The organism is Spirosoma migulaei, from assembly GCF_054776855.1.
The window spans coordinates 125,523-145,182 of record NZ_BAAHBG010000046.1 but is presented as its reverse complement, the minus strand read 5'-3'; the positions used below and the strand labels follow the sequence as shown (position 1 = coordinate 145,182).

Genomic DNA, 19,660 nt, shown 5'->3' with positions numbered 1-19,660 from the left:
CAATGGCTGTCAATTCGAAATTTTCTAGAATGAACTCAGGTAATAGAAACTGGATAATGGGTAAGAAGCTTTCCAAAACGACGCGGTTTGATTAAACGCACAAACCTAGATAAATACAATGCCCTCCACAACTTTTGGATTTGATCCTATGTGAGAGCATGTTTGCAAATCTGTTTGCAAATAAAAACAAAAAGGAGCTGCACTGTTGTGCAACTCCTTGATTTACAGGGCTCCCGAAGCTGGGCTCGAACCAGCGACCCTCTGATTAACAGTCAGCAGATTATTGGTTTAATATGGTTTGATATGATTTATAATGAACTGATTATTAGTATTTTAGTAAATATGTAATTTCACAATAAACCGCTTAAATACGGATCCCTTGTGCAAATCTTGTGCAAATTTTTTCGTATCTTTAATTCATGAACACAAACGTCGTGATTTCCTTAGATACACGCCGGGCCAAAAAGGACGGCACTTATCCGGTCATTATGCGGCTGGGCCATAATGCACAAACAACCGCTATCCCCATTGGGATAAGCGTTGCTGTAGCGGATTGGGATGAGAAAAAACGAGCTATTAAAAAAAGCTACAAGGGCGTCAGTTCTGTTACTCGACTGAACAATCAGATTGAGAAGGAGAAGACCGATGCGATGGACATCATTCTCAAGCTCCATGAATTGGGCACCTTGCAAACTCTATCAATCACGTCGTTGAAAGATCGGATCACGCAGAAAGAAGCCAAGGATTCATTTCTGCAATTCGCCAGTCAATGCATGGATGAACTGATTAAAGCGCACCGGGTTGGTACGGCCAGATCGTATAAAGGCTTAATCAGCGTTTTGAAAGAATACCGCAAGGGCAAGGATTTATTGTTCAAGGAGATTACCTATGATTTTCTTGCCAGATTCGAGACCAACCATAAAAGCAAAGGGAATGGCGCCAATGGTCTAGCTGTGTATATGCGGACAATCAGGGCCATTTACAACAAGGCCATTAAGTCTGGGGTAGCAGATAAGGAATTGTATCCGTTCAATGATTATAAGATTAAGACTGCCCCTACTGAAAAACGGGCTTTGGACGCAGAGTTTCTTAAAACGATTATTCAACTGGACATTCCGGCCAACCATCTGTGCTTCAATACCCGGAATTATTTCGTTGCTAGTTACATGATGTACGGAATGAACTTCGCGGATATGGCTTACCTGGAAAAAAGCGCTGTGGAAAACGGGCGTGTACGGTATCGCCGGAGAAAAACGGGAAAGCTGTATGATATTAAGATTACCCCGCAGCTTGAAAGCATACTGGTTCATTACATGCAACAAACTCCAGATTCCAAGTTCGTCTTTCCGATCCTGAAACGGGACTCGCCAACCCTTCGTGAAAAGGACATCCAATGGGCCAGAAAACGGTACAATAAAAAACTGAAGATATTGGCCTCGCTATGTGGAATTGACTCAAATCTGACAAGCTATGTAAGCCGACATTCATTTGCGACCCAGGCAATGCTACACGATATTCCGCTTACTGCTATTAGTACCATGCTTGGCCATTCCAGCGTAAAAACCACCGAAATCTATCTGAAAGGTTTACCGATCAATATTCTTGACAATTACAATGAACGACTTTTGGGGTGAGTTAAGAAAATGAAGTAAGCAGTCAGTTGACTATTAGTCCGTTAAATAAAACAGCCATAAATAAAAGTCAGTATTTAGGTGGTTCGTATAGCTTTTACCGGTAGACTCTCTATTTTGGTCAAAAAGTACAATGGAAGTTATCTGTCTACACGATGAAGCTTTTTACGCCTTGATCGACAAGGTTCTTGAACGGGTTCAGCAACAGCAAGCGGTCAGGGAGGATAAATGGATTTCGGGCAGTGAAGCCATGAAGAAGTTGCGTATCCAGAGCAAAACGACTTTGCAGAAACTTCGTGATGAAGGCAGTATTCGGTTTTCGCAGCCTGAAAGGAAAATCATCTTATACGACAGCGATTCCATCAACGATTATTTATCCCGCCATTCCAAAGAAACCTTTTAGCCATGACAGAAAACGAAGAAGAACCATCCCCTGAGTTCGTAAAAGGTTATAATCATGGCTACCAACTGGCCAAACATGAGCCGGAGCTATTAGATAAAATTGTGAAGTCCCAGAGCGATAATCCTCCCAACGATTACAGCAGGGCTATAGTGCAAGGAAAAACCCAGTATGAGCATGAAAAGCTCGTTGCTGAGATGAAAGCCATTCGTGAACGACAAAAGCAGACGATTAGAAGAAAGCGATAAATCATAAGTTTTTGTAGTAAGTTATGTTACCTCAGCGGTTGGCTCTCGTGTAATTTATCTGCCAACACATTTTCGCCATACACTCAAACTATTTTCTATTCGGTATTCGTCATTGAATGTACGTATAAAGTGTGTAAGAGCAAGTTTACTGGGGAAGCCCAAAAACTAAATCAGCCACCCAAAAGGTGGTGTAACAATAAGTTAGTATGATTTTAATTTTTACCGATAAAGACGATGTACATGCAGACGCGGTTATTGAACATCTCAAGGTGTTTGACGCCGACTTTGTTCGCTTTGATCAAGATGTTGAGAACCTACAGAAAACAATCGTCACCTACAAGTCTGGGGATTGGTCTATAAAGACCGATAAGGAAACCTATCAGCTAAGCCAAATTTCCAAGGTGTGGCTGCGAAAATCCTATGTCAACACTACTCTACAGCAGGATGTTGATAGGTCAAATAATTTTAAGCTGTGGAAGGGAGAGTGGAATAAGACATTGCAAGGTATGTACTCAACCCTGAGTCATCTACCTTGGTTAACCCCGTTTAGGGAGGTGTTCAGAGCGGAAAACAAATATCTGCAAGCCAGTATGGCGGCTGAGTGTGGATTACAAATGCCACCAACCCTTATTTCTAATGATAAGCGAGAGTTAGTTGAGTTTGCATCTATCTATGGGAGGGTAGCCTTTAAACTAATGTACCAAGACGTATACCAAGTATCGGATGGTACATTTCAGGGGCTATATACTAACGTCATTACGACCGATAGTTTAAGTGAATTTGAGGTGATAGGCGAAAACCCAATTGTGTTACAGGAGTATATAGAAAAGCAATACGAGGTACGTTACACGATAGTTGGTGACCAGCACTTTGTAGCAAAAATAGATTCGCAGATGTCGGAAGTTTCGCGCATTGACTGGCGGAGATATGATTTAAAAAGTACACCTTATATCGCTATCGAGCCGCCTGCACATATCAGAAAAGGGGTAAATACATTAATGATAAAACTAGGTCTGAGCTATGGCGCTTTAGATTTTATTGTTAATCCAAATAATGATTGGATTTTTCTGGAAATTAATCCGCTAGGTCAGTATCTTTGGGTAGAAGACTTGACGGGAATGCCCATTTCTAAGGCAATTGCTGAATGGCTCGTTTAAACATCAAATTACTAGCACAATGCACACATTTTCAACTAGATTTCTTGAACCGATGCAATCGGACGTTATCAACCCATCCGACATTTGGAATTGGCAACCCAAAAACCCAAACGTCAAACACATTTACGCGTCAGGTCATAAGACGGCAACGAAGTCGTCCACTTATGCTGCCGAGAGAGATAATGAAAGCGATTTTGACCGCCCTAACGAAGGCGCATAGATCATTTTTGTGGTAACAGGGCCGTATTAGTATCGAACTAATACGGCCTTATTTCTTTTGAATCTAGGTAGAAATGGTCGACTTATGAAGCAATAACCAGTCTGATAACCAACGGTTTATCTTTTTGTGGCGCATCCGTTTTGTTTATAAGTCTTGATTACTTCATATAAACCATCCCGTATTTACTTCTTTTTGGATGCTTTTACGCGATTCATGCGCTTTGTCAGATCAATCCCAATAACGGCAATCTGCTCCACCTTTGGGTATTTGGAAGATAGATTATTCCAGTGCTCCTGAAGAGCAATAATTAGCTCATCAAAAGTTGCATTATGATTACCGTCGGGTAGTTCCCATCTAGTTCTTTTGCCCCGATATACTAATACATATATACCTCGGTTAGATTTGCAGTCCCGCAAATAATCCCTGCATAACTGGTTTTCTAAACGCTCAAAAAAAGCTGAGCTCTTCCAGTTATCAGCTAATTTAAGTTCCAACGGAACGGGAGCATCAAAGAGTGAGCTCACAAAACGGCAGTCTGGCCGTTTGGCATCCGCAAGCTCTTCTTCTTGGGTCAAGAAATATCTGTCTTTCGCTCTATCGTTACACCACTTGGCAATGAACTTTCGAATGCCGGTTTCTTCGTTTTCTTTGGCTAATGTCGAAGAAAAGCTTCCATCATCCTCTTCAAGGTCATGTTTCAAATCCAGTAAACGTTGGACTCCCAAATCGAAGAGCTCACGATGGTTAGTTGGCCTGCTTTCTAACGTTCTGGCATATTCAACAAATCTTTCAACAGTCCAATTGGAATTATCAGCATCAATTTCTGCACGCTCTTTAGCACTTTTTATCATCCAGTTACGATAACTTTCTACTGGATGCATTTTTGATAGCTCAACTATGGCCAGATATGATTCTTTACCCGGTATATTTTTTAATATAGTGAATAGATTGTTACGTGCTTCCTGCGCGTCATCGCGTAATCCTGGTGAATAAACACCCGTATTAGCCCTTTCAATGTCTTCATTAACTCGAATGTATTGATGCATGAGAGTATAAAGCTCTTTGAGATGTTGCGGTGTTTTAATGCTTTCTTTAAGGATCGATTTAGACCGTCTATTTCCCATCAGATTGACAATAGTCATCATTGCCAGATCCTTTGCATCATCTCTATTCTGCACAAAAAGCGTCGCAAGATATGACTTGAATGATTGTATAGCTGGTTCAGGATCTATACCTATCCAAGTAGCATACCAATGAGAAGTATTTGGCCATGGAATAATCGCATTGCATTTCCTTTCCGCAAAAGCAGCAAGATCATTATCCGATACAGTTGAACTTCTTTCAATTATTCCCAACGCTTCACCCAGATCGTTTGCATTGCCAGGTTCTTTTTCTAACGCTTGAAATAGGGCTGGAGCAATTCCATCCCATAACCAATCACATTGATAGCTAACCTTGCTTAGAATATAAAGCCTAGATGTATTTGGGGTTCCAACTTTCAACTCCCATTTGATTTCATGAATTACTAATTGATGGATGATATCAGGGAATTCCTTGTATAATTTAGGGAACCAATCAGGAAAGCTATTTAGCTCTTGGAAGACATATCGACAGGCTGTTTTGGCATCTTCCAGGCTAAGGGCTTGTGGCCAGTTAGGGGTCTCAGTTGATTCTATTTCAAGCCCAGATAATCCAAAAGAAATGGCATCCGGAATTTTATTATCTATTTCTCCACTTTCAGAGAGGAATGTTGGGATGTATGTCCTCCAAAAACCGACTAGACCATCCCGAAAAGCTTCAGCCACCTCCTTCCCATAGTCTTTTATCAAGCTCTGCCAATTCCCAACGGTTAGACTAAAACTTCCCTTTGAACTATGCATACGCTCAAACATGAAGTATTGAGGATTTGAAATACAGCCTTTTTCTAAACCATTAAATCGAAGCTCTTGATAATTTTTGTTAAGCCATTTTACATTATCAACATGTTCTTTTAGCCGCTTTTTCTCCCGCTCTTTATTCTTGCGCTTCCTTTGAGCGTCTTCCTTTTTTAGCCTTTTTAATTCATCGGGATGGATAGGCGGTTGCAAAAATTCGTTAAACCTTGTCTTTAAATTTTCATCATTAGCAACCGCCTTTTCAATACTATTAAACCATTCTTTTAGACAACCATTGTCTTGATAAATTCGGAAAGCTAGAGAAAGGGCAACCAGCCGGTCATCTAAAAGCAGACGACTTGAGATATCTGTAGTAATAGAATCGAAGTCACTTTTCTCAAAGTGCCAGTATGCTCTCCTTCCCCAGACTTCCCAAAAGTTAGTCAAAGGTCTTTCGTGCTTCTTTCTTGTTTCTTCAATTGTCTTCCAGAATAAGGCATGATTTAATTCTTTCCATTGAGCAATTTGTTCCGATATATCAGAATTCAAAGGGAAGTCATCAAAATCACCATATTCTGTAAAGGCTGGTAACTCTATCAATACAAATAAGCTTTCAGGGCTAAATATCGCTGAGTCCTTATTTAGAATTAATGTTTCGATTGCTTTTGCACTTATCGGTAACAGCCACCCGTATTGTTGTGAAATTTCACAATGGTTTGGTTCAATTACTGGCTCAGACCGTAGAAATTTATCAATCCCGATCACCAATTCGGAAGCAGCATCGCAATCTAAACGCTCAATAAAGTTCACGAGCGCATAACCTAACGGATCATGGTCGTATCGCTTTTTAGGTTGAGTATTGTCTAGCCCTTTCAGGATATACCTCACAGATTCGCTACCTGTCTCTAAGGAGTTGATTAACTCAGCGAAAAAACTTCTATCATGCGGCTCTGATTCATGAATAAATACGTCTATTACCGCGTTCAAATCTCTTTGTATACCTATCTCTTTTACAACCTTCAGGGCCGTAATTCTAATATATTTCTCCGTTTGAGGATTTAAAACGAAGTTTTTTGCTATTGGCAAGGCTTGTTTTATACGCCCATGCCAAATCAAATTTAATAAATAATCGGTGGTACTTTTATTGGATTTATATTTCTCGATTAAATCAACAATAATGTCTGCCATATCAGGCAAAGCAAAACGTGCTATTGATGCATAGTTTTCAATAGATCTGTCAGATAAGCCTAGTGAAATTTTGTGACAAACTGAAATAAGGATTTCTCTTCTTATTTCTAGCGGCAGTTTACTCGGATCTCCGCCTTGTAAGATAATTTCAGGCTCAAGCTCATATACCTTGTACATTACTTTAGAATCAAACAAAACGAGCCATGACAAGATTGGTTTAAAAGAGGGCAATACAACCTGTAACCCATATTGGTTACGAAAAAATAAGCTTTCAATTTTCTGTCGTGAACCTTCGTTTTTCAACTCTTCAGAAAACCATTCTGCAGCTAAATATTCTCGCACGGATCTATGATGAAAGCGAACAGAGCCATAAATCGCTTCATCGAATATTGGTAGGTTTAATAATATTTGGCATGCCTTATCGTCCCAACCGATCAAAATGGATTTTATATCTATACCTTTTGAGTTGTTTGTCCCATCTGGAATTCTTATTATTGACTCGTTCATTACGGCGCATGCAGCCGCAAGAAGACGAACACCTTTCTGTGCCTTTTCTAAGGCTAAAGGCATGCTTTCGGCCCTATCTTGGTCTCTTTCTTTTAACCTCCGTGCCACGCTGTGTTGCATTAGCTCGAAACGGGTACCTATTCGATAATTATCATTCCAAAACTCTATTAGCTCTTCTAAATCTTGGGGACGCGTTGTAAATGCCCAGCCGTCCTGGCTCTCGATTTCCTGTAAGAATTTAGAGCTATCTTCAATTCCCTTCGATGATATAAAAGAGATAATTTGTTCCCTAGTTAAATCGGCTAATGAATATATTTTAAATCCCGCCTTCTTATCTGTGGGTGTTATAGGAGCTTCATCTAAATGAAGCTCTTCGGTACTGGTCTTTTCATGCAAAGATGTAATTGGAAATTGCTCATCGCAGAGTTGTAAATCTGTTTTTGGCCTCCAAGCGGTTACACGGGAAGTGATAACGATATGTACTCTTAAAAGGGCGTCAGATATTTGCGAGGCTATTTTCCGAATTGCTTTTTGAAAGTCTCTCGGATCTCGCAATCGTGCTTCATCTACAGAATCTAAAAATAGCCAGCCCTCTTCATTTGAATTCAACCAACTAGTAAATCCTTGGTATGTCCCAATTTCAAATGCGCTTTCTAAACCATCGCATATGTGCTCAAGACGAATGAAAAATGCATTCTTGCCATCTCTTTTAAGAGCTTTTGTGGTATGGCGAATCTCTTGAGTTTTTCCGGCTCCTGCTTCGGCGAGTATGACGACACGATATTCTTTGACTAACTCATCCCAGTTTATAGATCTTCCCATTCGAGAATCAACAGCCTCTTCTAGATCTATATTATCACTTTTAGCAGCATGACCGAAAGGAGCTGATAATTGGTAAAATATGCGATTGAGCTCTATAAATTGTTCCAAGAGTTAATAGCTGTATTAATTTATCGTCTAAAACCACGCCGATGCTGTTGTTGGTACTTTTGCTCGCGTTTTTCACGGGTCTGTTGCGCTAGCCTTTTGACTTCATCTTCATCGACAGGCTGGCCTTTAATAAGCTGAGATCGTTTGACTTCTTGACCTCCGCCCGTGCTTTGTTGATCCTCGGTTTGAGTTGAAGTTTGTTGCTGTCTGTAAGCCTTGATCATGTCAGCCGCCTTATCCTGGCTCTGGGAAATATCAGGTGATGGTTCCGGTGGGGTTGGCTCTCCTAAATATTCACGTTGTTCCTGTGCAAAACGTGTTTGTACATCTTTGACCTTCTTTTCGTGGAGTGTTTTGAGCCGATCTAACTGGCCATCATACTTTGCCTTATCGTAATGATCGTTTTGCAGTTGCCGGATCGTTGCCTGATCCGCATAATACTCCTGATTGAGCCGTTCAAGTTCTTTGTCCTGTTGGGCTAAAAGGTCGCTGTACGACATATATATGCATCTTAAGTGCCTGATTTGCAAATTTATGAATTTGCAAAGAGAACCGGTACATCAAGAATGGTCTTGTGGAAGGCAAGCTCATGATTTTTGTTCATGCGTGTATTTTTCCTTCCAGTAATTAGCCTCCATTTCAGCTTTATTTTTTTCTGCTGTTAGCAAAGCGATAGTCAAGTTGGCCTTTTCTAATTGATGACGGAGTTCCTGCTCTGAATATACAATGTTGCCTGTGCCAACTACATTATTGTTTGTACAGTTACTGAAGATGTTGGCAATCTGTTCTCCGTGGGAAAGCAGGCTGATAAGATCCATTCCTAGTACTTTTGCAATCTGCTCTAAGCGAGAGTGGCTAATATCAGTCTTATTCCGTTCTATGTTGCTATAAGCAATGGATGAGATGCCGATCAGATCAGCCATTGTCTCCTGAGAGTAACCTTTAATTGCACGTAGGCTCCTAATCTTTTCACCAATAGTCATGATAGTGGCCATATTAGATTATTATAAGTACAGCTTTAAATTCTTAAAGCCAAAATTAGCTTACATTTTATCTTATGCTTCTATTATTGCTAAAAAATTAGCCTATTAAAGGCCCGACTAGAATCTAAACTTACTGCCATGACAACGATAGATCAACAAAGCATCTTATTCGATGATGCCTCTGTCATCAAACAGCTATTCGGACAACATGAATTGATTATTCCATCCGCAAATGCCAATTGCGATTGTATCAGCTATTCTTCAACCGCAGACGATGAAGACATTCGTACCGATCAAGTCACCACAACTGCTGCTTAGAGCTATTGACGATCAACATGCCTTTGCCGTCAACTGTGCTTACCCGAATTCGTTACGGATTCTTAGCCGGGCGCAGTCTGACATTCTAGCGGCTGTTGACAATCAAACTTCGATATCAGCCCTAAGCGAGAAATTCGGTATTGCGGCTGATGTGGTTGAGGAGTTTTTAAACCTGCTGGCTCGAACCGAAATCATCCGGTTTGACCAGCTGTTTAGTTCACCGCGAAAGCCGAATAGCCCCAAATCGCTCAATTTTTGGATTCACACCACCAATCGGTGCAATCTGACCTGTAGCTACTGCTATATCTCAACGCTCAACACCACGTCGGGCATGTCGGAGACGACCCGCCAACAGTTATTGAATAAGATGGTGGAGACGGTTCAGAAACGTGGCCTCAAGTCCATCAAACTGCGCTTGGCGGGAGGAGAGCCCCTTAGTCAGTTCAAAGCCTGGAAACCCTTTATTCCACAGGCCAAAAGAACCTTGCAGGACATCGGTTGTCAGTTGGAATGCTCATTTATTACCAACCTGACTATTTTAACCAATGAGATAGTAGCCTTCTCAAAGGAGTACGGTATTAGCTATGGGATTTCGTTGGATGGGTTAGATGTGGATCACGACAGTACCCGCACGTTTAAGTCAGGGGCAGGGAGCTTTGCACTCATTGACCGGAATTTGCGGACTCTGTTAGCGCAGAAAATTCCGGTATCGACCAATACAGTTGTTACGAACAGCAACCTGCTGGGGTTACCACGTCTAACGCGTTATCTTATCGATCTGGATGTTCCATTTCGCTATTCGATTGTGAAAGGTGAAGCTATTGATGCGGAAAAGCTGGACAAATACTTATCGGAATCCTATGGGTTGATGAAAGAGGCCATCGGACATGGCTGGCGATTTTCCCAGCGTCATCAATTCTGTGATCTAAAGCCCAGTGGGTTAGGCTTTCAGACCTGCGCATCGGGTTTTTCGGGTGGGGCGATCTATGTGGATGGCACAGTCAATTATTGCCATGTCCATTTTGGCGATGACACCCAGCTATCATATAATCTCTTCAACACGGATATGGATTTGGTGGATATGATCGAGCAGGGCAGCCATTATGAAGATATGAAGTCTCAAGATTGCCATTCCTGTCGTTACAGGGCAGTTTGCACCAGTGGCTGTCCGGTATATAGGGTGAATGGTAAAGACCCGCAATGCAGCCTCTATCATCGATTTATTCCATTGATCTATGAATTGCAGGCCCGGGAACGATTGAAATTATTGCAAGATTATAGAATAATAGCCTAACTGGAAAGCACCTTTTGGTAAGAAGGTACTTTCTGCATCATAAGCGTTTGCGTCATGGGAGGCCAACTTGGCAGTTTTGATTTCAGTGCTAGCATTGCTAGCCACGTTTTATCAATTATATCTGCAACGTATTCATAATGAAAAGTCCCTTAAGCCGCTGGGACAGATTGTATTGGAAGACCAACGAAAGACACTTGCCGTTCAGTTGCGCAACAACGGATTAGGGCCTTTAATCATCGAAAAGATGAGCTGTAGTAAGAATGGAATGGTCCATGCCGATTTGGAAGAATGCCTTGCTTTTCTGGCACCCAAATCCTATCTGTTTGCCCCAACCAATGACGCGGTTACGCGGGTTGTGCTGCCGAATTCCTCGCTAACGATTTTTGAAACACGCTTTGATGAATATGAAGATGATGCGGCCATTGAACATGCCCGTGAGCAACTGGCACCGATCACCTTAAAAGTGGAGTTCCGTGACATCTATGATAACAAAACGACTCTTGAGCGTGCTTTTCAGTGGTTTTTAAGGTATGCTGATAAATAGCAAAGCTGTAATCAATATAGAATTACAGCTTGTGTAAATGCTCCTGAACTTTGGCCAGAATAGCTAAAAACTCTAGCTGTCCATTATAATAAAGTGATGAGGTGCCTTCATAGCGACTTTTAAATTTTGCTCTCATGGCAGGATCATTCAATAAAAAAGCCTCGTTTTCGGCTATTGGAACAACCAAGTCTACTTTCGGAAATCGGGTTTGTTTGTGTTGTTCGTAGTCGTCAGTGCCAATGAATGCAAGCACTTGTTCATTGTCTAATAATTGAGCAACGTCATAATATTGCCGCATAAAATTAACACGAACTTCTCCACCTTGCTGCTCTTGGCGAAACTTCGTCGCAATGGTTTGCAGTTTTTCGACGAACGTGTAGCCAGGGTGATAACAAAGGATATCGATGGCTCGATTGTCGATGATACTGATTTTGGGATTCGCAATCGCTTTGTCGAATGCCCATGATGAAATCGTTAGAGCTTGATTGGGACGAACGGTGTCAAATCCAGCTTCGAGCAATATCCCCTCTTTAACGCCGTCAATCGTTTCGGTTTGGCTTTGATAATGTAATCGTATACCTCCGCTACGGTAATGTTCTGTGTCATCAAAATTGGTATCTCGTTCGACGGATACAATCCCATCTATTTTTATGGTCGCGGCCAGCCAGTCGTAAAATGCTTTTCGGCCTTCTACAGCCTGTTTTTTGGTGTTCTTCGGGTTTTCATTAACCCCTAGTGCAGCCGGAGCTTTGATATGGATGTCAATATCTTCGGAAAAACGGTCGATGATCTTATAGCCTTTCGACAGGGATGTTCCACCTTTTAACTCGAAGTCGAATGGTTGCTTTTTTAGCCCATACAGCACGTGCATGATCCAATAATCCTTTTCGATCAAACCGGCTTGAATACCCGTTTCCTCTTCAAGGATACGCAGTAAATCTAGAAAATCCCTGCGTTCGTGCAGATAACTAGTGGGCATAGTGGGACTGTTCGCCAGTTTGGATAAAGGGTTCTAATAATTTCTTGGTTTTCACATGGCCATATTCTGAAGCCGCTTGTTTCAGCTTGTGGGTATCCATTGTTAAGGCCTTTGTAAATACGTTTTTTAAAACATGATTTTGATCCTCGGCCAGTGTGTCCAGATTATTGAGCAGGTCCACTAATAAAAATTCTTGGGTGGCCTTTTTTGGGAAATGGGGCTTTTTACGGAACGAAAAGTTTCGATTGCCGAGTTTAAACTCGCCATGACGTTTATGATTGTAGACAATGCGTTTGTTATAAAGCTGCGTGGTTCCAACTCCTAAGCTATTATAACTATTGGGAGAGGTTAATAGGAACCGATCATCGTTTAAAAATCGGCGTATTAGGATTTCTTCGTTTGGCGGTGTTTGTCCAAAGGCAGTTTCTTTCGGCACATAATACATGCCTGTTGCCAGTTTTTGCAGTGTTCCGTCGGCAACAAGCTGATCTAAATGACGATCAATCGACTTTGACCATTTGGCCAAATCAACTCTCCGATAAACCTCCCCCTTTTTGAGGTGGCTTTTAAGCTCGTCTATTTTCATGATGACCTCTTTATGATGTTGTAATTATAGCTCAGTAGAAACGTAAATGCAAGAATATTAATTCACGATTCATGCAAAATTGTATGGCAAATATCTGATTAGTAATGTTTTGTTAAAAAATAGATAAATGATATAAGATATGGCATATAAGCGAGAATAGGGGTGGTTTATATTATGGGATGATTTGAGCGCTCGAATATTGATAGAGCCGCTCAACCGAAATATAATAGCTTGATTTTGCCGCTTGATCATCATGATTAATTGATATAGGGATTGTGTACTTTAAAGACCCATGTAGCTTATTTTTGTTTTCAAGGCAAAATTATCTTGTATCAACTGGTTAGCGGGTCTGTGAAAGATCGGAAAGAAGGGTTGTCTTGGCAATTTTGATTTCAGTGCTAGCGTTGCTTGCCACGTTTTATCAACTGTATCTGCAACGGCTTCATAACGAAAAGTCGCTTAAGCCGTTAGGACAGATTGTGTTGGAGGACCGCCAACAGGTAATAGCAGTTCACCTACGTAATAATGGTCTTGGCCCTTTAATCATTGACAGAATAACCTGTCGCAAAAATGGTGTGGATTATACCAGTATAGAAGCCTGTATCAACCTTGAGCAAAAATCTTATCTGTTTGCCCCAACCAATGACTCGGTCACGCGGATTGTGTTGCCAAATTCGTCTCTAACGATTTTTGAGACACGCTTTGACGATCATGAGGATGAAGCGGCCATTGATCATGCCCGAAAACAACTGACACCAATTAGCTTGAAAGTAGAGTCCCACGATATTTACGATAATAAAACGACCATTGAGCGTGATTTTCAGTGGTTTTCCCGATATATGCTGGAAGAGAATATTGAACGATAAAACAGGCTTTTGCTAGAGTAGACTGTCGAAACAGATCGAACATCGTACAAACTTAAAACACCGAATAGGGTGCCATAGATATGATTTTCCTTCACTGAACTTTTAGGATCACCCTTGCAATTCTAATATGACATATTAGAATTGCAAGGGTGACAACACGTGAAGATTAGCCGATTTCCAATAATTCCATTTTCGTACTATTCTAGGAAATACGAAAATAAAGATACCAGAAACGCCCAAAACGTCAAGTTTCAGGGGCGGGGAGGGGGGTCAAACGGGGGTCAGCTTTCGTACTTTAAGAAGAAAATTACGAAACCGGCTTTATCTTAAAAATATTATATTACATCTAGAAATTCGGCACGAGGAGAGTCGATTGAGGAATAAATCTCTTTAACAATGGTTGACAACATTAATCGTCCCGCCCTTAATCGCCCTTTCCCAATACTAATTGTTGAGGACAACGCCGATTACCAATTTCTTCTTAAGTTTTGCTTGCAAAAAGCTATTCCACAAGCAAAACCTACTTTTTTTTCGACGGCCCCAGAAGCTCTGGCATTTCTAAAGCAAGAAAAGAGTAGTCACATTGAGTTTCCAAAACTGGTTTTTCTAGATATTTATCTGCCATATCCCGAAGCAGGATGGCAATTACTCAAAACAATCCGATTAGACTGGCCTACATTGCCCGTAATTGTGCTAAGTATTTTTCAAGATCCAGATCATGTTAAAACGGCTTACGATCTAGGTGCGCATTCTTTCTTGGGCAAACCTACCAATTTTTTACGCCTGATTAGCGATTTTGAAATGCTGTACAAGTATTGGGGGGAAGTAGTCACCCTCTACCATTGACTAGCCTTAAATCAGGCCCCTAGCACCTATATAAAACCATAAATTTTTAGTTGAAGCGATCCTATGCTATTTCGTACTTTGGGAAGTAAAGTACGAAATAGCATAATGACGGAAAAGCTGATCAAACTAAAATCATTTCCCACTCATGACAAAGCTCTTATTGTGGCTCTGTTAAAGAAACACCATCAAAAGCTTTGATAGGTAGTGCCATCGGTGTTTCCTTGGTAATTAAATCAGCATGGAGTAATTTCCACCCTTCGTTAGTCATCATGGTTAAGGTTTCGAAACAATCCTCAAGTGTTGAACCTCCATAAAGCAAGCTTCGTGTGTCGACCTTGGGATTGACAGCTCAAAAGTGTATCATTTCCATCCGTTTAGCCATTCGTGTAATGACTAAACCAGCCGATACTATATGTGGAACTAGTTTGTTAGCTAAACCTAGGTAACGGGCTCCCTTCTTGCTTTAGGGGAAGAAAAGTATGAAACGATTTAATGGCGGTATGACAACACAACCGAAGGTATTCAATGTGACAAGGTTGATCAAAGTTAGTCGATCCCTCTAGCCAGTTTGTTTAGTGAATTACTTGATCTAAGAACGTGAAGAAGCTGGCTCGTTCAGTAGCTAAGTTTTGCTGGTGGCGCTTTAGGAGGCCTTCGAGCTGATGAAGCATCCGACCTCGGTGGGGTTCACGATGAATGGTTGTAGCAACGCGTTGAAGACGTTGCTCTGCTTGGACAACAGCTTGCTCTAACTGAAAAATGCAAGTTTTATGTCGCTTGATCCGCTTAGAAATCATATTAGGAAGTTTCTGGGCACAAACGGATCGAATGTTAATGGGCTCACTTAAGATGTGTTGCCACTCCCGCTCGAGTGCTTCGATAACTGGCAAGCTGGCTGGCCCATAAAACGATTCAAGTGGAAGATCACTGGATCGGTCGCCGTCTACAACGCTTGCTTTAAGCAGGATATGGCCTTTTTGGGCGACATGATCAAAGAGTTTACAGGCTACTTCTAAGTCACCTATCAGAGAAAATTCGCGAGACACCCCCTGTTGATCAATCGTCGTTAAGAAAAAAACCATAGCTCAATTGAGTAGAATGACCGGCTTTTAAATCGCTTTAGCGTTTTTGTTGATTGGGCAAGGTAACAATGGAAAGCCAGTAGTCGGCCAGTGCGGCCAATTTCGTTTTCCACTCATCTAAGTCTAAGGGCTTGATCAAGAAGGAATTAATGCCAAGATCATAAGCTTGTAAAGCAAAGTCACCTTGTTGGTCTGTACTAATAAGCACAATGGGTAATTGACGATAATTGGCTTTGATTTGTTGTAAAATCGGCCAATCGACCTGGTCGTATGATCCTTCTACATTCAACAAGAGTAGTCGAGGAAACTTATTGGCTTCCAACGATATATTTTGCAAGTGCTGTAATGTCTGATTGGCGGTTGTGATAAAGCCAATATCAATCTGGGGCATACTGGTTTTCAAACTCTGTGCCAGCAAGGCTTGATCGTTGGGGTTACACCCTGCCAGTAAAACATATACAGGTTTTGATGAACGATTGTCATTTTGCATTAGTTCTGCTGGTTGGATAGACGGCAATCCCTCGCTATAAGCTAAGGAGAGTAGCCAAGTAAACGTAGACGCATTGGTTGATGTCTGCTGGCTAAGCTGTGGCCAAGCCTTCTTGAAGGTGTTGCTTAGAATACGTTCGGACTGCAAACTAGGCAGTTTGGCGCGAAGAATAAGGCCCCACACCTTAGGGGCATAGGTATCATAAAAGCGGGTGAAAGCCTGTTGGTTCGAACCAGACAATTCGTTCGCATGCCGTGTCATTTACTATGGTTAGTAATGAAGTATCCCGACCGACAGCTTAGACGACAGGGGGCGGAGAAGGAGCCTCAGTTAGAAGTGCTTACCTAATAGATGACCAATCTACAAAAAAATATCAATAAATGTTGGTTTGTCAATTTAGTTGCTCCATACCAATGAGTTCATCACACGTTTATCGGCTTCCACAACGGTCATGTTCAATACGTGCATTAGCACCTGAATCGTATCATTTTGGCTAAAGCCATGCCGTTTGAGCTCTGCAATCCCCATTTCAATACTATTGGTCTCTAGATACACTTGCTTGAATACAGATTGAGCGTCCTGCATAGCCTAAGATAGTCATCATTCTGGCGAAGAGATTAAGAAGTGATTTTCGTACTTTGGAAAGTAAAGTACGAAACCGAAAACGGTAATTTCACGTATATAATAACATTTTAAATTTAGGTTGGTTTATCTTAAATTCCTAGAGGTCAATTAACGCATTTTGCATGAACGCTGTTTTGCAAGCGGAAATCGAGTTGGTTCAAGCTCTCAAAGCTAAATCACCTACGGCATTTTCTACTTTATATGACGCCTATTCACCCGCCCTTTTAGGGACGCTTTTGCGATTGGTGAAGGATCAGCCACGAGCAGAAGATTTGCTTCAGGATGTATTTATCAAAATCTGGTCAACAATTGATAGTTATGATGCTCAGCAGGGCCGTCTGTTTACCTGGTTGTTAACCATCACTCAGAATATTGCCTTAGATGAGTTGAGAAAGCAAAAGGTGCGCCGGTCAGCCAACGAGTACTTAGCCAGACACAACGATCAATCATGCTATCTTAGCTTTTCGGATGGTCCGCTGTATCAATCCATGCTTATTTATCTAGAGCCAAAATATCGGCACATAGTTGAACTAACGTTTTACGGGGATTACACAAAACAAGAGATAGCTACTCAACTCTGTTTGCCGTTAGGTACGGTCAAAACACGCTATCGGATGGCTTTACAACTTTTAAAACACCAATTCTGCCAAGATATTCGACACTATCATGTTGTTGGTTGAAAACTGCAAGTATATTCCTTTTGATTTAGAAAAGAAAGATAGGAAACAGAGTAATGATATTGAGCCAACACACCTGGCGATTATAAGATAACAAAACAAACAGAATTACCTTATTAGGTATATAATGATTTAACAAGAATACCAATAAGGTAACAACGTAGGCCGTTGAATAGGTTTATCCAACAAAATCATTCCACAATTATCCTAAAGTGGTTAGCCATTGAAACAACGGTTAAACACAATGGCAATGGTGATCTTTCTGGCTATCAGCCCACAAGGTGAATATCGAAGTTTGGCCTACGGAGCTATTGAACTAGAAATGTGTTTGGAAGCCCTGACGATGTTACCCAAGAAGGGCTGGCAACTGATTCACATTGAACTGATTGACAATGGGCAACATATACTATTACCAATCGAAGCCTTTGATGGAAAGCCAATAAAAGAACCGTTAAAGCAACTCCGCCAGGAATGGGAATTGATCCTGGCTTGATCAATTTATATTCGTTTGATCGTCTGGTTTGTGATTCATCTGACGGCTCGGAGTCTTAGCCAATGTAAACCAATACAAGCGAATCTGTTCGGCTAAATCCACTAAAGCCTGATGATTAATCGGTTTGGTTAAAAATGTATTGGCTCCCAATTGATAGGCGCGATTAATATCATCCTCATCATCAGACGTGGTTAAAACAACCACGGGCACATGCCGATAAAGTGGGGAATTCTTCAAATGTTTGAGCACCTCGAAGCCATTGATGACAGGCATGTTTAGATCCAATAAGATCAGATCAGGTAGAAATTGAGGGCCTTCAATATTTTCTAATACGTCGGTTCCATCCGCCGCAAATTGCAGGTTGTAATGGTGTGAGTCCCTCTCAAAAGCGGCTTTTATCAAATATTGGTCGTCTTCGTCATCGTCCACGATCAGCACGTTAAAGGTCGTTTTCATTCTCGTACGGTGGCGTTTTATCAAGTATCTTGTTTTGCTAAAATACGAAAGATTATGTTTTTTCAATTGTTTTAATCATCGTTTAATAGATGTGAATACTTACAGGGAGGTAAGAAAAGACCACTACAAACAGACTGTGGATTAAGCCAATGGATTTAGGATGGTCAAAGCCATATTACAATTTCTACAATATTACCACCGCATAAAATGTGTTAAAATCGGTATGCTGGAACTTAAGAGGAAGGGTTCTAATCAGAATGATACGACAAGCCGCCACTTAATTAATTCTTGTGTCAATTTGACACAATTTGACTAGGGGTATAATTAGATAAACGTATATTACCCCAAGATAGATCATTCGATGCCATTAGAAACAAGATCTTCATGCCTCTGCGGAAGAATATTTACTTACTCAAAGAATACATCAAAACGCTGGTTACCACAGAAGTGGTCTTTCCAGGTGTCGTGCCTCGAAGCTTGGAACATGAATTTAGCCACTTCGAATTGGAAGCCATCTATTTTGGCCTGACCTTTGTCATCAAAAAGGCACCCCCCAACCTAGATGATGAGATGATCGCTGCCTTTGAGCAGATTGACGATCCCCAAATGAATATCCACTGGTTTTTGATCGACTATTGGCAAAAAATTGTGCCCTTGCTAGCCGAATACCCTGACCCAGCAGAGGAGTATCTGTCGGGTGTGAATTAAGCTGAGAAAAAGGCCGCTGGTCAACAAGGTTAGTAATAAGGCGACTAAGGGACACTTTTATAATTTAGGCAAGCCATTTAGAAGGCTCTATGGGCTATCAATCCCGAATCAACCGTAAAATGATCGCGATCACCGCTATTACCAGTAGGATATGAATGAGACCACTGCTGGCAATACCAGTGCCTAAAACGCCCAAGAAGCCAAGTAGCTAGATAATGATTAAGATAACAGCAATGGTAAATAGCAGATTGCCCATGAGTAGGAATGTGTAGAGTGAAGTTGACTTCTTACCTAACTTATAAGTGCTTAGAAATGTTATCCCTATGAATTAATCAAGAGGACTCGAACACCCACAGAATAGGGGTAAAAACAGTATGTTGATCATCGTGTGTTCCTTACGGGATGACCTCTGTTGGTGTGGATAGAACCAAACATGCTGATTTCCCAAAAGCAGGATGCTTTAACATTAAACAGGGTACTAGTCGGTGAAAAATAGTACGACTATTTACACAATAGTCTATTAAGCGGCTTACAAACGCATATTCGTAATAAAATCCTT

22 protein-coding genes and 1 pseudogene are annotated in these 19,660 nt (G+C 41.2%); 13 read left to right on the top strand and 10 right to left on the bottom strand.

Annotation, left to right across the window (positions count from 1 at the left end):
• Positions 1-419: 419 nt before the first annotated feature.
• The 5 genes from ACYVGO_RS38050 to ACYVGO_RS38030 all read left to right on the top strand — a co-directional run bounded on the left by ACYVGO_RS38050 (position 420) and on the right by ACYVGO_RS38030 (position 3,656).
• On the top strand, positions 420-1,634 hold the full coding sequence (locus ACYVGO_RS38050) for a phage integrase SAM-like domain-containing protein (RefSeq protein ID WP_460974025.1): 1,215 nt from the start codon (positions 420-422) through the stop codon (positions 1,632-1,634).
• Positions 1,635-1,764: 130 nt separating this feature from the next.
• A complete protein-coding gene (locus ACYVGO_RS38045) occupies positions 1,765-2,034 on the top strand; it encodes a helix-turn-helix domain-containing protein (protein ID WP_460974024.1) in 270 nt (89 codons plus the stop codon).
• 2 nt (positions 2,035-2,036) lie between these two features.
• The gene (locus ACYVGO_RS38040) at positions 2,037-2,279 is read left to right on the top strand and encodes a hypothetical protein (protein WP_460974023.1); all 243 of its coding nucleotides are present in this window, start codon (positions 2,037-2,039) and stop codon (positions 2,277-2,279) included.
• A 206-nt stretch (positions 2,280-2,485) separates the two neighbouring features.
• On the top strand, positions 2,486-3,436 hold the full coding sequence (locus ACYVGO_RS38035; RefSeq protein WP_460974022.1) for an MvdC/MvdD family ATP grasp protein: 951 nt from the start codon (positions 2,486-2,488) through the stop codon (positions 3,434-3,436).
• A 52-nt stretch (positions 3,437-3,488) separates the two neighbouring features.
• Entirely contained in the window at positions 3,489-3,656 is a 168-nt protein-coding gene (locus ACYVGO_RS38030; RefSeq protein ID WP_460974020.1) for a hypothetical protein, read from the top strand.
• Between the two features lie 182 nt (positions 3,657-3,838).
• On the opposite strand, the gene ACYVGO_RS38025 is transcribed toward ACYVGO_RS38030, so the two are convergent.
• From ACYVGO_RS38025 to ACYVGO_RS38015, 3 genes are all read right to left on the bottom strand, one after another.
• A complete protein-coding gene (locus tag ACYVGO_RS38025) occupies positions 3,839-8,155 on the bottom strand; it encodes an NACHT domain-containing protein (RefSeq protein ID WP_460974019.1) in 4,317 nt (1,438 codons plus the stop codon).
• 20 nt (positions 8,156-8,175) lie between these two features.
• A complete protein-coding gene (locus ACYVGO_RS38020; protein ID WP_460974018.1) occupies positions 8,176-8,655 on the bottom strand; it encodes a hypothetical protein in 480 nt (159 codons plus the stop codon).
• Between the two features lie 87 nt (positions 8,656-8,742).
• Positions 8,743-9,138, bottom strand: a complete 396-nt coding sequence (locus ACYVGO_RS38015) for a helix-turn-helix domain-containing protein (RefSeq protein WP_460974017.1) — start codon at positions 9,136-9,138, stop codon at positions 8,743-8,745.
• A gap of 138 nt (positions 9,139-9,276) precedes the next feature.
• On the opposite strand from ACYVGO_RS38015, the gene ACYVGO_RS38010 reads away from it, so the two are divergent.
• From ACYVGO_RS38010 to ACYVGO_RS38000, 3 genes are all read left to right on the top strand, one after another.
• Positions 9,277-9,456: a hypothetical protein gene (locus tag ACYVGO_RS38010; protein WP_460974016.1), complete on the top strand. Its 180-nt coding sequence runs from the start codon at positions 9,277-9,279 to the stop codon at positions 9,454-9,456.
• Entirely contained in the window at positions 9,413-10,750 is a 1,338-nt protein-coding gene (locus ACYVGO_RS38005) for a radical SAM protein (protein ID WP_460974015.1), read from the top strand. The genes ACYVGO_RS38010 and ACYVGO_RS38005 overlap by 44 nt, the downstream gene beginning before the upstream one ends.
• An 85-nt stretch (positions 10,751-10,835) precedes the next feature.
• The gene (locus ACYVGO_RS38000) at positions 10,836-11,294 is read left to right on the top strand and encodes a hypothetical protein (RefSeq protein WP_460974030.1); all 459 of its coding nucleotides are present in this window, start codon (positions 10,836-10,838) and stop codon (positions 11,292-11,294) included.
• Positions 11,295-11,316: 22 nt separating this feature from the next.
• Here the strand turns inward: ACYVGO_RS38000 and ACYVGO_RS37995 are convergent, their stop codons facing one another.
• Positions 11,317-12,273, bottom strand: coding sequence for a nucleotidyl transferase AbiEii/AbiGii toxin family protein (locus ACYVGO_RS37995; protein ID WP_460974014.1), 957 nt, complete (start codon positions 12,271-12,273; stop codon positions 11,317-11,319).
• Positions 12,263-12,859, bottom strand: a complete 597-nt coding sequence (locus ACYVGO_RS37990) for a DUF6088 family protein (RefSeq protein ID WP_460974013.1) — start codon at positions 12,857-12,859, stop codon at positions 12,263-12,265. Before ACYVGO_RS37990 ends, ACYVGO_RS37995 begins: the two co-directional genes overlap by 11 nt.
• Before the next feature lie 395 nt (positions 12,860-13,254).
• Here ACYVGO_RS37990 and ACYVGO_RS37985 point away from each other — a divergent pair, with 395 nt between their 5' ends.
• Entirely contained in the window at positions 13,255-13,725 is a 471-nt protein-coding gene (locus tag ACYVGO_RS37985) for a hypothetical protein (protein WP_460974012.1), read from the top strand.
• Positions 13,726-14,121: 396 nt separating this feature from the next.
• Positions 14,122-14,571 carry a response regulator gene (locus ACYVGO_RS37980; RefSeq protein ID WP_460974011.1) on the top strand — a complete coding sequence of 150 codons (450 nt, stop codon included), beginning with the start codon at positions 14,122-14,124 and terminating at the stop codon, positions 14,569-14,571.
• A gap of 572 nt (positions 14,572-15,143) precedes the next feature.
• Here ACYVGO_RS37980 and ACYVGO_RS37975 read toward each other — a convergent pair.
• The 3 genes from ACYVGO_RS37975 to ACYVGO_RS37965 all read right to left on the bottom strand — a co-directional run bounded on the left by ACYVGO_RS37975 (position 15,144) and on the right by ACYVGO_RS37965 (position 16,728).
• Positions 15,144-15,653: a hypothetical protein gene (locus ACYVGO_RS37975; RefSeq protein WP_460974010.1), complete on the bottom strand. Its 510-nt coding sequence runs from the start codon at positions 15,651-15,653 to the stop codon at positions 15,144-15,146.
• A gap of 37 nt (positions 15,654-15,690) precedes the next feature.
• A complete protein-coding gene (locus tag ACYVGO_RS37970; protein ID WP_460974009.1) occupies positions 15,691-16,404 on the bottom strand; it encodes a hypothetical protein in 714 nt (237 codons plus the stop codon).
• A 135-nt stretch (positions 16,405-16,539) separates the two neighbouring features.
• Entirely contained in the window at positions 16,540-16,728 is a 189-nt protein-coding gene (locus tag ACYVGO_RS37965; RefSeq protein ID WP_460974008.1) for a hypothetical protein, read from the bottom strand.
• A gap of 161 nt (positions 16,729-16,889) precedes the next feature.
• Here ACYVGO_RS37965 and ACYVGO_RS37960 point away from each other — a divergent pair, with 161 nt between their 5' ends.
• Both ACYVGO_RS37960 and ACYVGO_RS37955 read left to right on the top strand, forming a co-directional pair.
• Positions 16,890-17,447, top strand: coding sequence for an RNA polymerase sigma factor (locus ACYVGO_RS37960; RefSeq protein ID WP_460974007.1), 558 nt, complete (start codon positions 16,890-16,892; stop codon positions 17,445-17,447).
• A gap of 220 nt (positions 17,448-17,667) precedes the next feature.
• Positions 17,668-17,937 carry a hypothetical protein gene (locus ACYVGO_RS37955; RefSeq protein ID WP_460974006.1) on the top strand — a complete coding sequence of 90 codons (270 nt, stop codon included), beginning with the start codon at positions 17,668-17,670 and terminating at the stop codon, positions 17,935-17,937.
• On the opposite strand, the gene ACYVGO_RS37950 is transcribed toward ACYVGO_RS37955, so the two are convergent.
• Complete coding sequence (locus ACYVGO_RS37950; RefSeq protein ID WP_460974005.1) at positions 17,938-18,393, bottom strand: response regulator; 456 nt, start codon at positions 18,391-18,393, stop codon at positions 17,938-17,940. It lies immediately after the preceding gene.
• A gap of 384 nt (positions 18,394-18,777) precedes the next feature.
• Between ACYVGO_RS37950 and ACYVGO_RS37945 the strand changes: the two genes are divergently transcribed.
• Positions 18,778-19,101: a hypothetical protein gene (locus ACYVGO_RS37945; protein WP_460974004.1), complete on the top strand. Its 324-nt coding sequence runs from the start codon at positions 18,778-18,780 to the stop codon at positions 19,099-19,101.
• 97 nt (positions 19,102-19,198) lie between these two features.
• Here the strand turns inward: ACYVGO_RS37945 and ACYVGO_RS37940 are convergent.
• Positions 19,199-19,357: pseudogene (locus ACYVGO_RS37940) on the bottom strand (lmo0937 family membrane protein).
• Positions 19,358-19,660: the final 303 nt, after the last annotated feature.

Excerpts from the sequence above, each read along its gene's own strand:
- ACYVGO_RS38015 (WP_460974017.1), bottom strand. The coding sequence starts at position 9,138 with ATGACTATTGGTGAAAAGATTAGGAGCCTACGTGCAATTAAAGGTTAC.
- ACYVGO_RS37965 (WP_460974008.1), bottom strand. The coding sequence starts at position 16,728 with ATGCAGGACGCTCAATCTGTATTCAAGCAAGTGTATCTAGAGACCAAT.
- ACYVGO_RS38030 (WP_460974020.1), top strand. The coding sequence starts at position 3,489 with ATGCAATCGGACGTTATCAACCCATCCGACATTTGGAATTGGCAACCC.
- ACYVGO_RS37945 (WP_460974004.1), top strand. The coding sequence starts at position 18,778 with ATGCCTCTGCGGAAGAATATTTACTTACTCAAAGAATACATCAAAACG.
- ACYVGO_RS37970 (WP_460974009.1), bottom strand. The coding sequence starts at position 16,404 with ATGACACGGCATGCGAACGAATTGTCTGGTTCGAACCAACAGGCTTTC.
- ACYVGO_RS37950 (WP_460974005.1), bottom strand. The coding sequence starts at position 18,393 with ATGAAAACGACCTTTAACGTGCTGATCGTGGACGATGACGAAGACGAC.
- ACYVGO_RS37980 (WP_460974011.1), top strand. The coding sequence starts at position 14,122 with ATGGTTGACAACATTAATCGTCCCGCCCTTAATCGCCCTTTCCCAATA.
- ACYVGO_RS37975 (WP_460974010.1), bottom strand. The coding sequence starts at position 15,653 with ATGGTTTTTTTCTTAACGACGATTGATCAACAGGGGGTGTCTCGCGAA.
- ACYVGO_RS38020 (WP_460974018.1), bottom strand. The coding sequence starts at position 8,655 with ATGTCGTACAGCGACCTTTTAGCCCAACAGGACAAAGAACTTGAACGG.
- ACYVGO_RS37990 (WP_460974013.1), bottom strand. The coding sequence starts at position 12,859 with ATGAAAATAGACGAGCTTAAAAGCCACCTCAAAAAGGGGGAGGTTTAT.
- ACYVGO_RS38045 (WP_460974024.1), top strand. The coding sequence starts at position 1,765 with ATGGAAGTTATCTGTCTACACGATGAAGCTTTTTACGCCTTGATCGAC.
- ACYVGO_RS38050 (WP_460974025.1), top strand. The coding sequence starts at position 420 with ATGAACACAAACGTCGTGATTTCCTTAGATACACGCCGGGCCAAAAAG.
- ACYVGO_RS38040 (WP_460974023.1), top strand. The coding sequence starts at position 2,037 with ATGACAGAAAACGAAGAAGAACCATCCCCTGAGTTCGTAAAAGGTTAT.
- ACYVGO_RS37995 (WP_460974014.1), bottom strand. The coding sequence starts at position 12,273 with ATGCCCACTAGTTATCTGCACGAACGCAGGGATTTTCTAGATTTACTG.
- ACYVGO_RS38010 (WP_460974016.1), top strand. The coding sequence starts at position 9,277 with ATGACAACGATAGATCAACAAAGCATCTTATTCGATGATGCCTCTGTC.
- ACYVGO_RS38035 (WP_460974022.1), top strand. The coding sequence starts at position 2,486 with ATGATTTTAATTTTTACCGATAAAGACGATGTACATGCAGACGCGGTT.
- ACYVGO_RS38005 (WP_460974015.1), top strand. The coding sequence starts at position 9,413 with ATGAAGACATTCGTACCGATCAAGTCACCACAACTGCTGCTTAGAGCT.
- ACYVGO_RS37960 (WP_460974007.1), top strand. The coding sequence starts at position 16,890 with ATGAACGCTGTTTTGCAAGCGGAAATCGAGTTGGTTCAAGCTCTCAAA.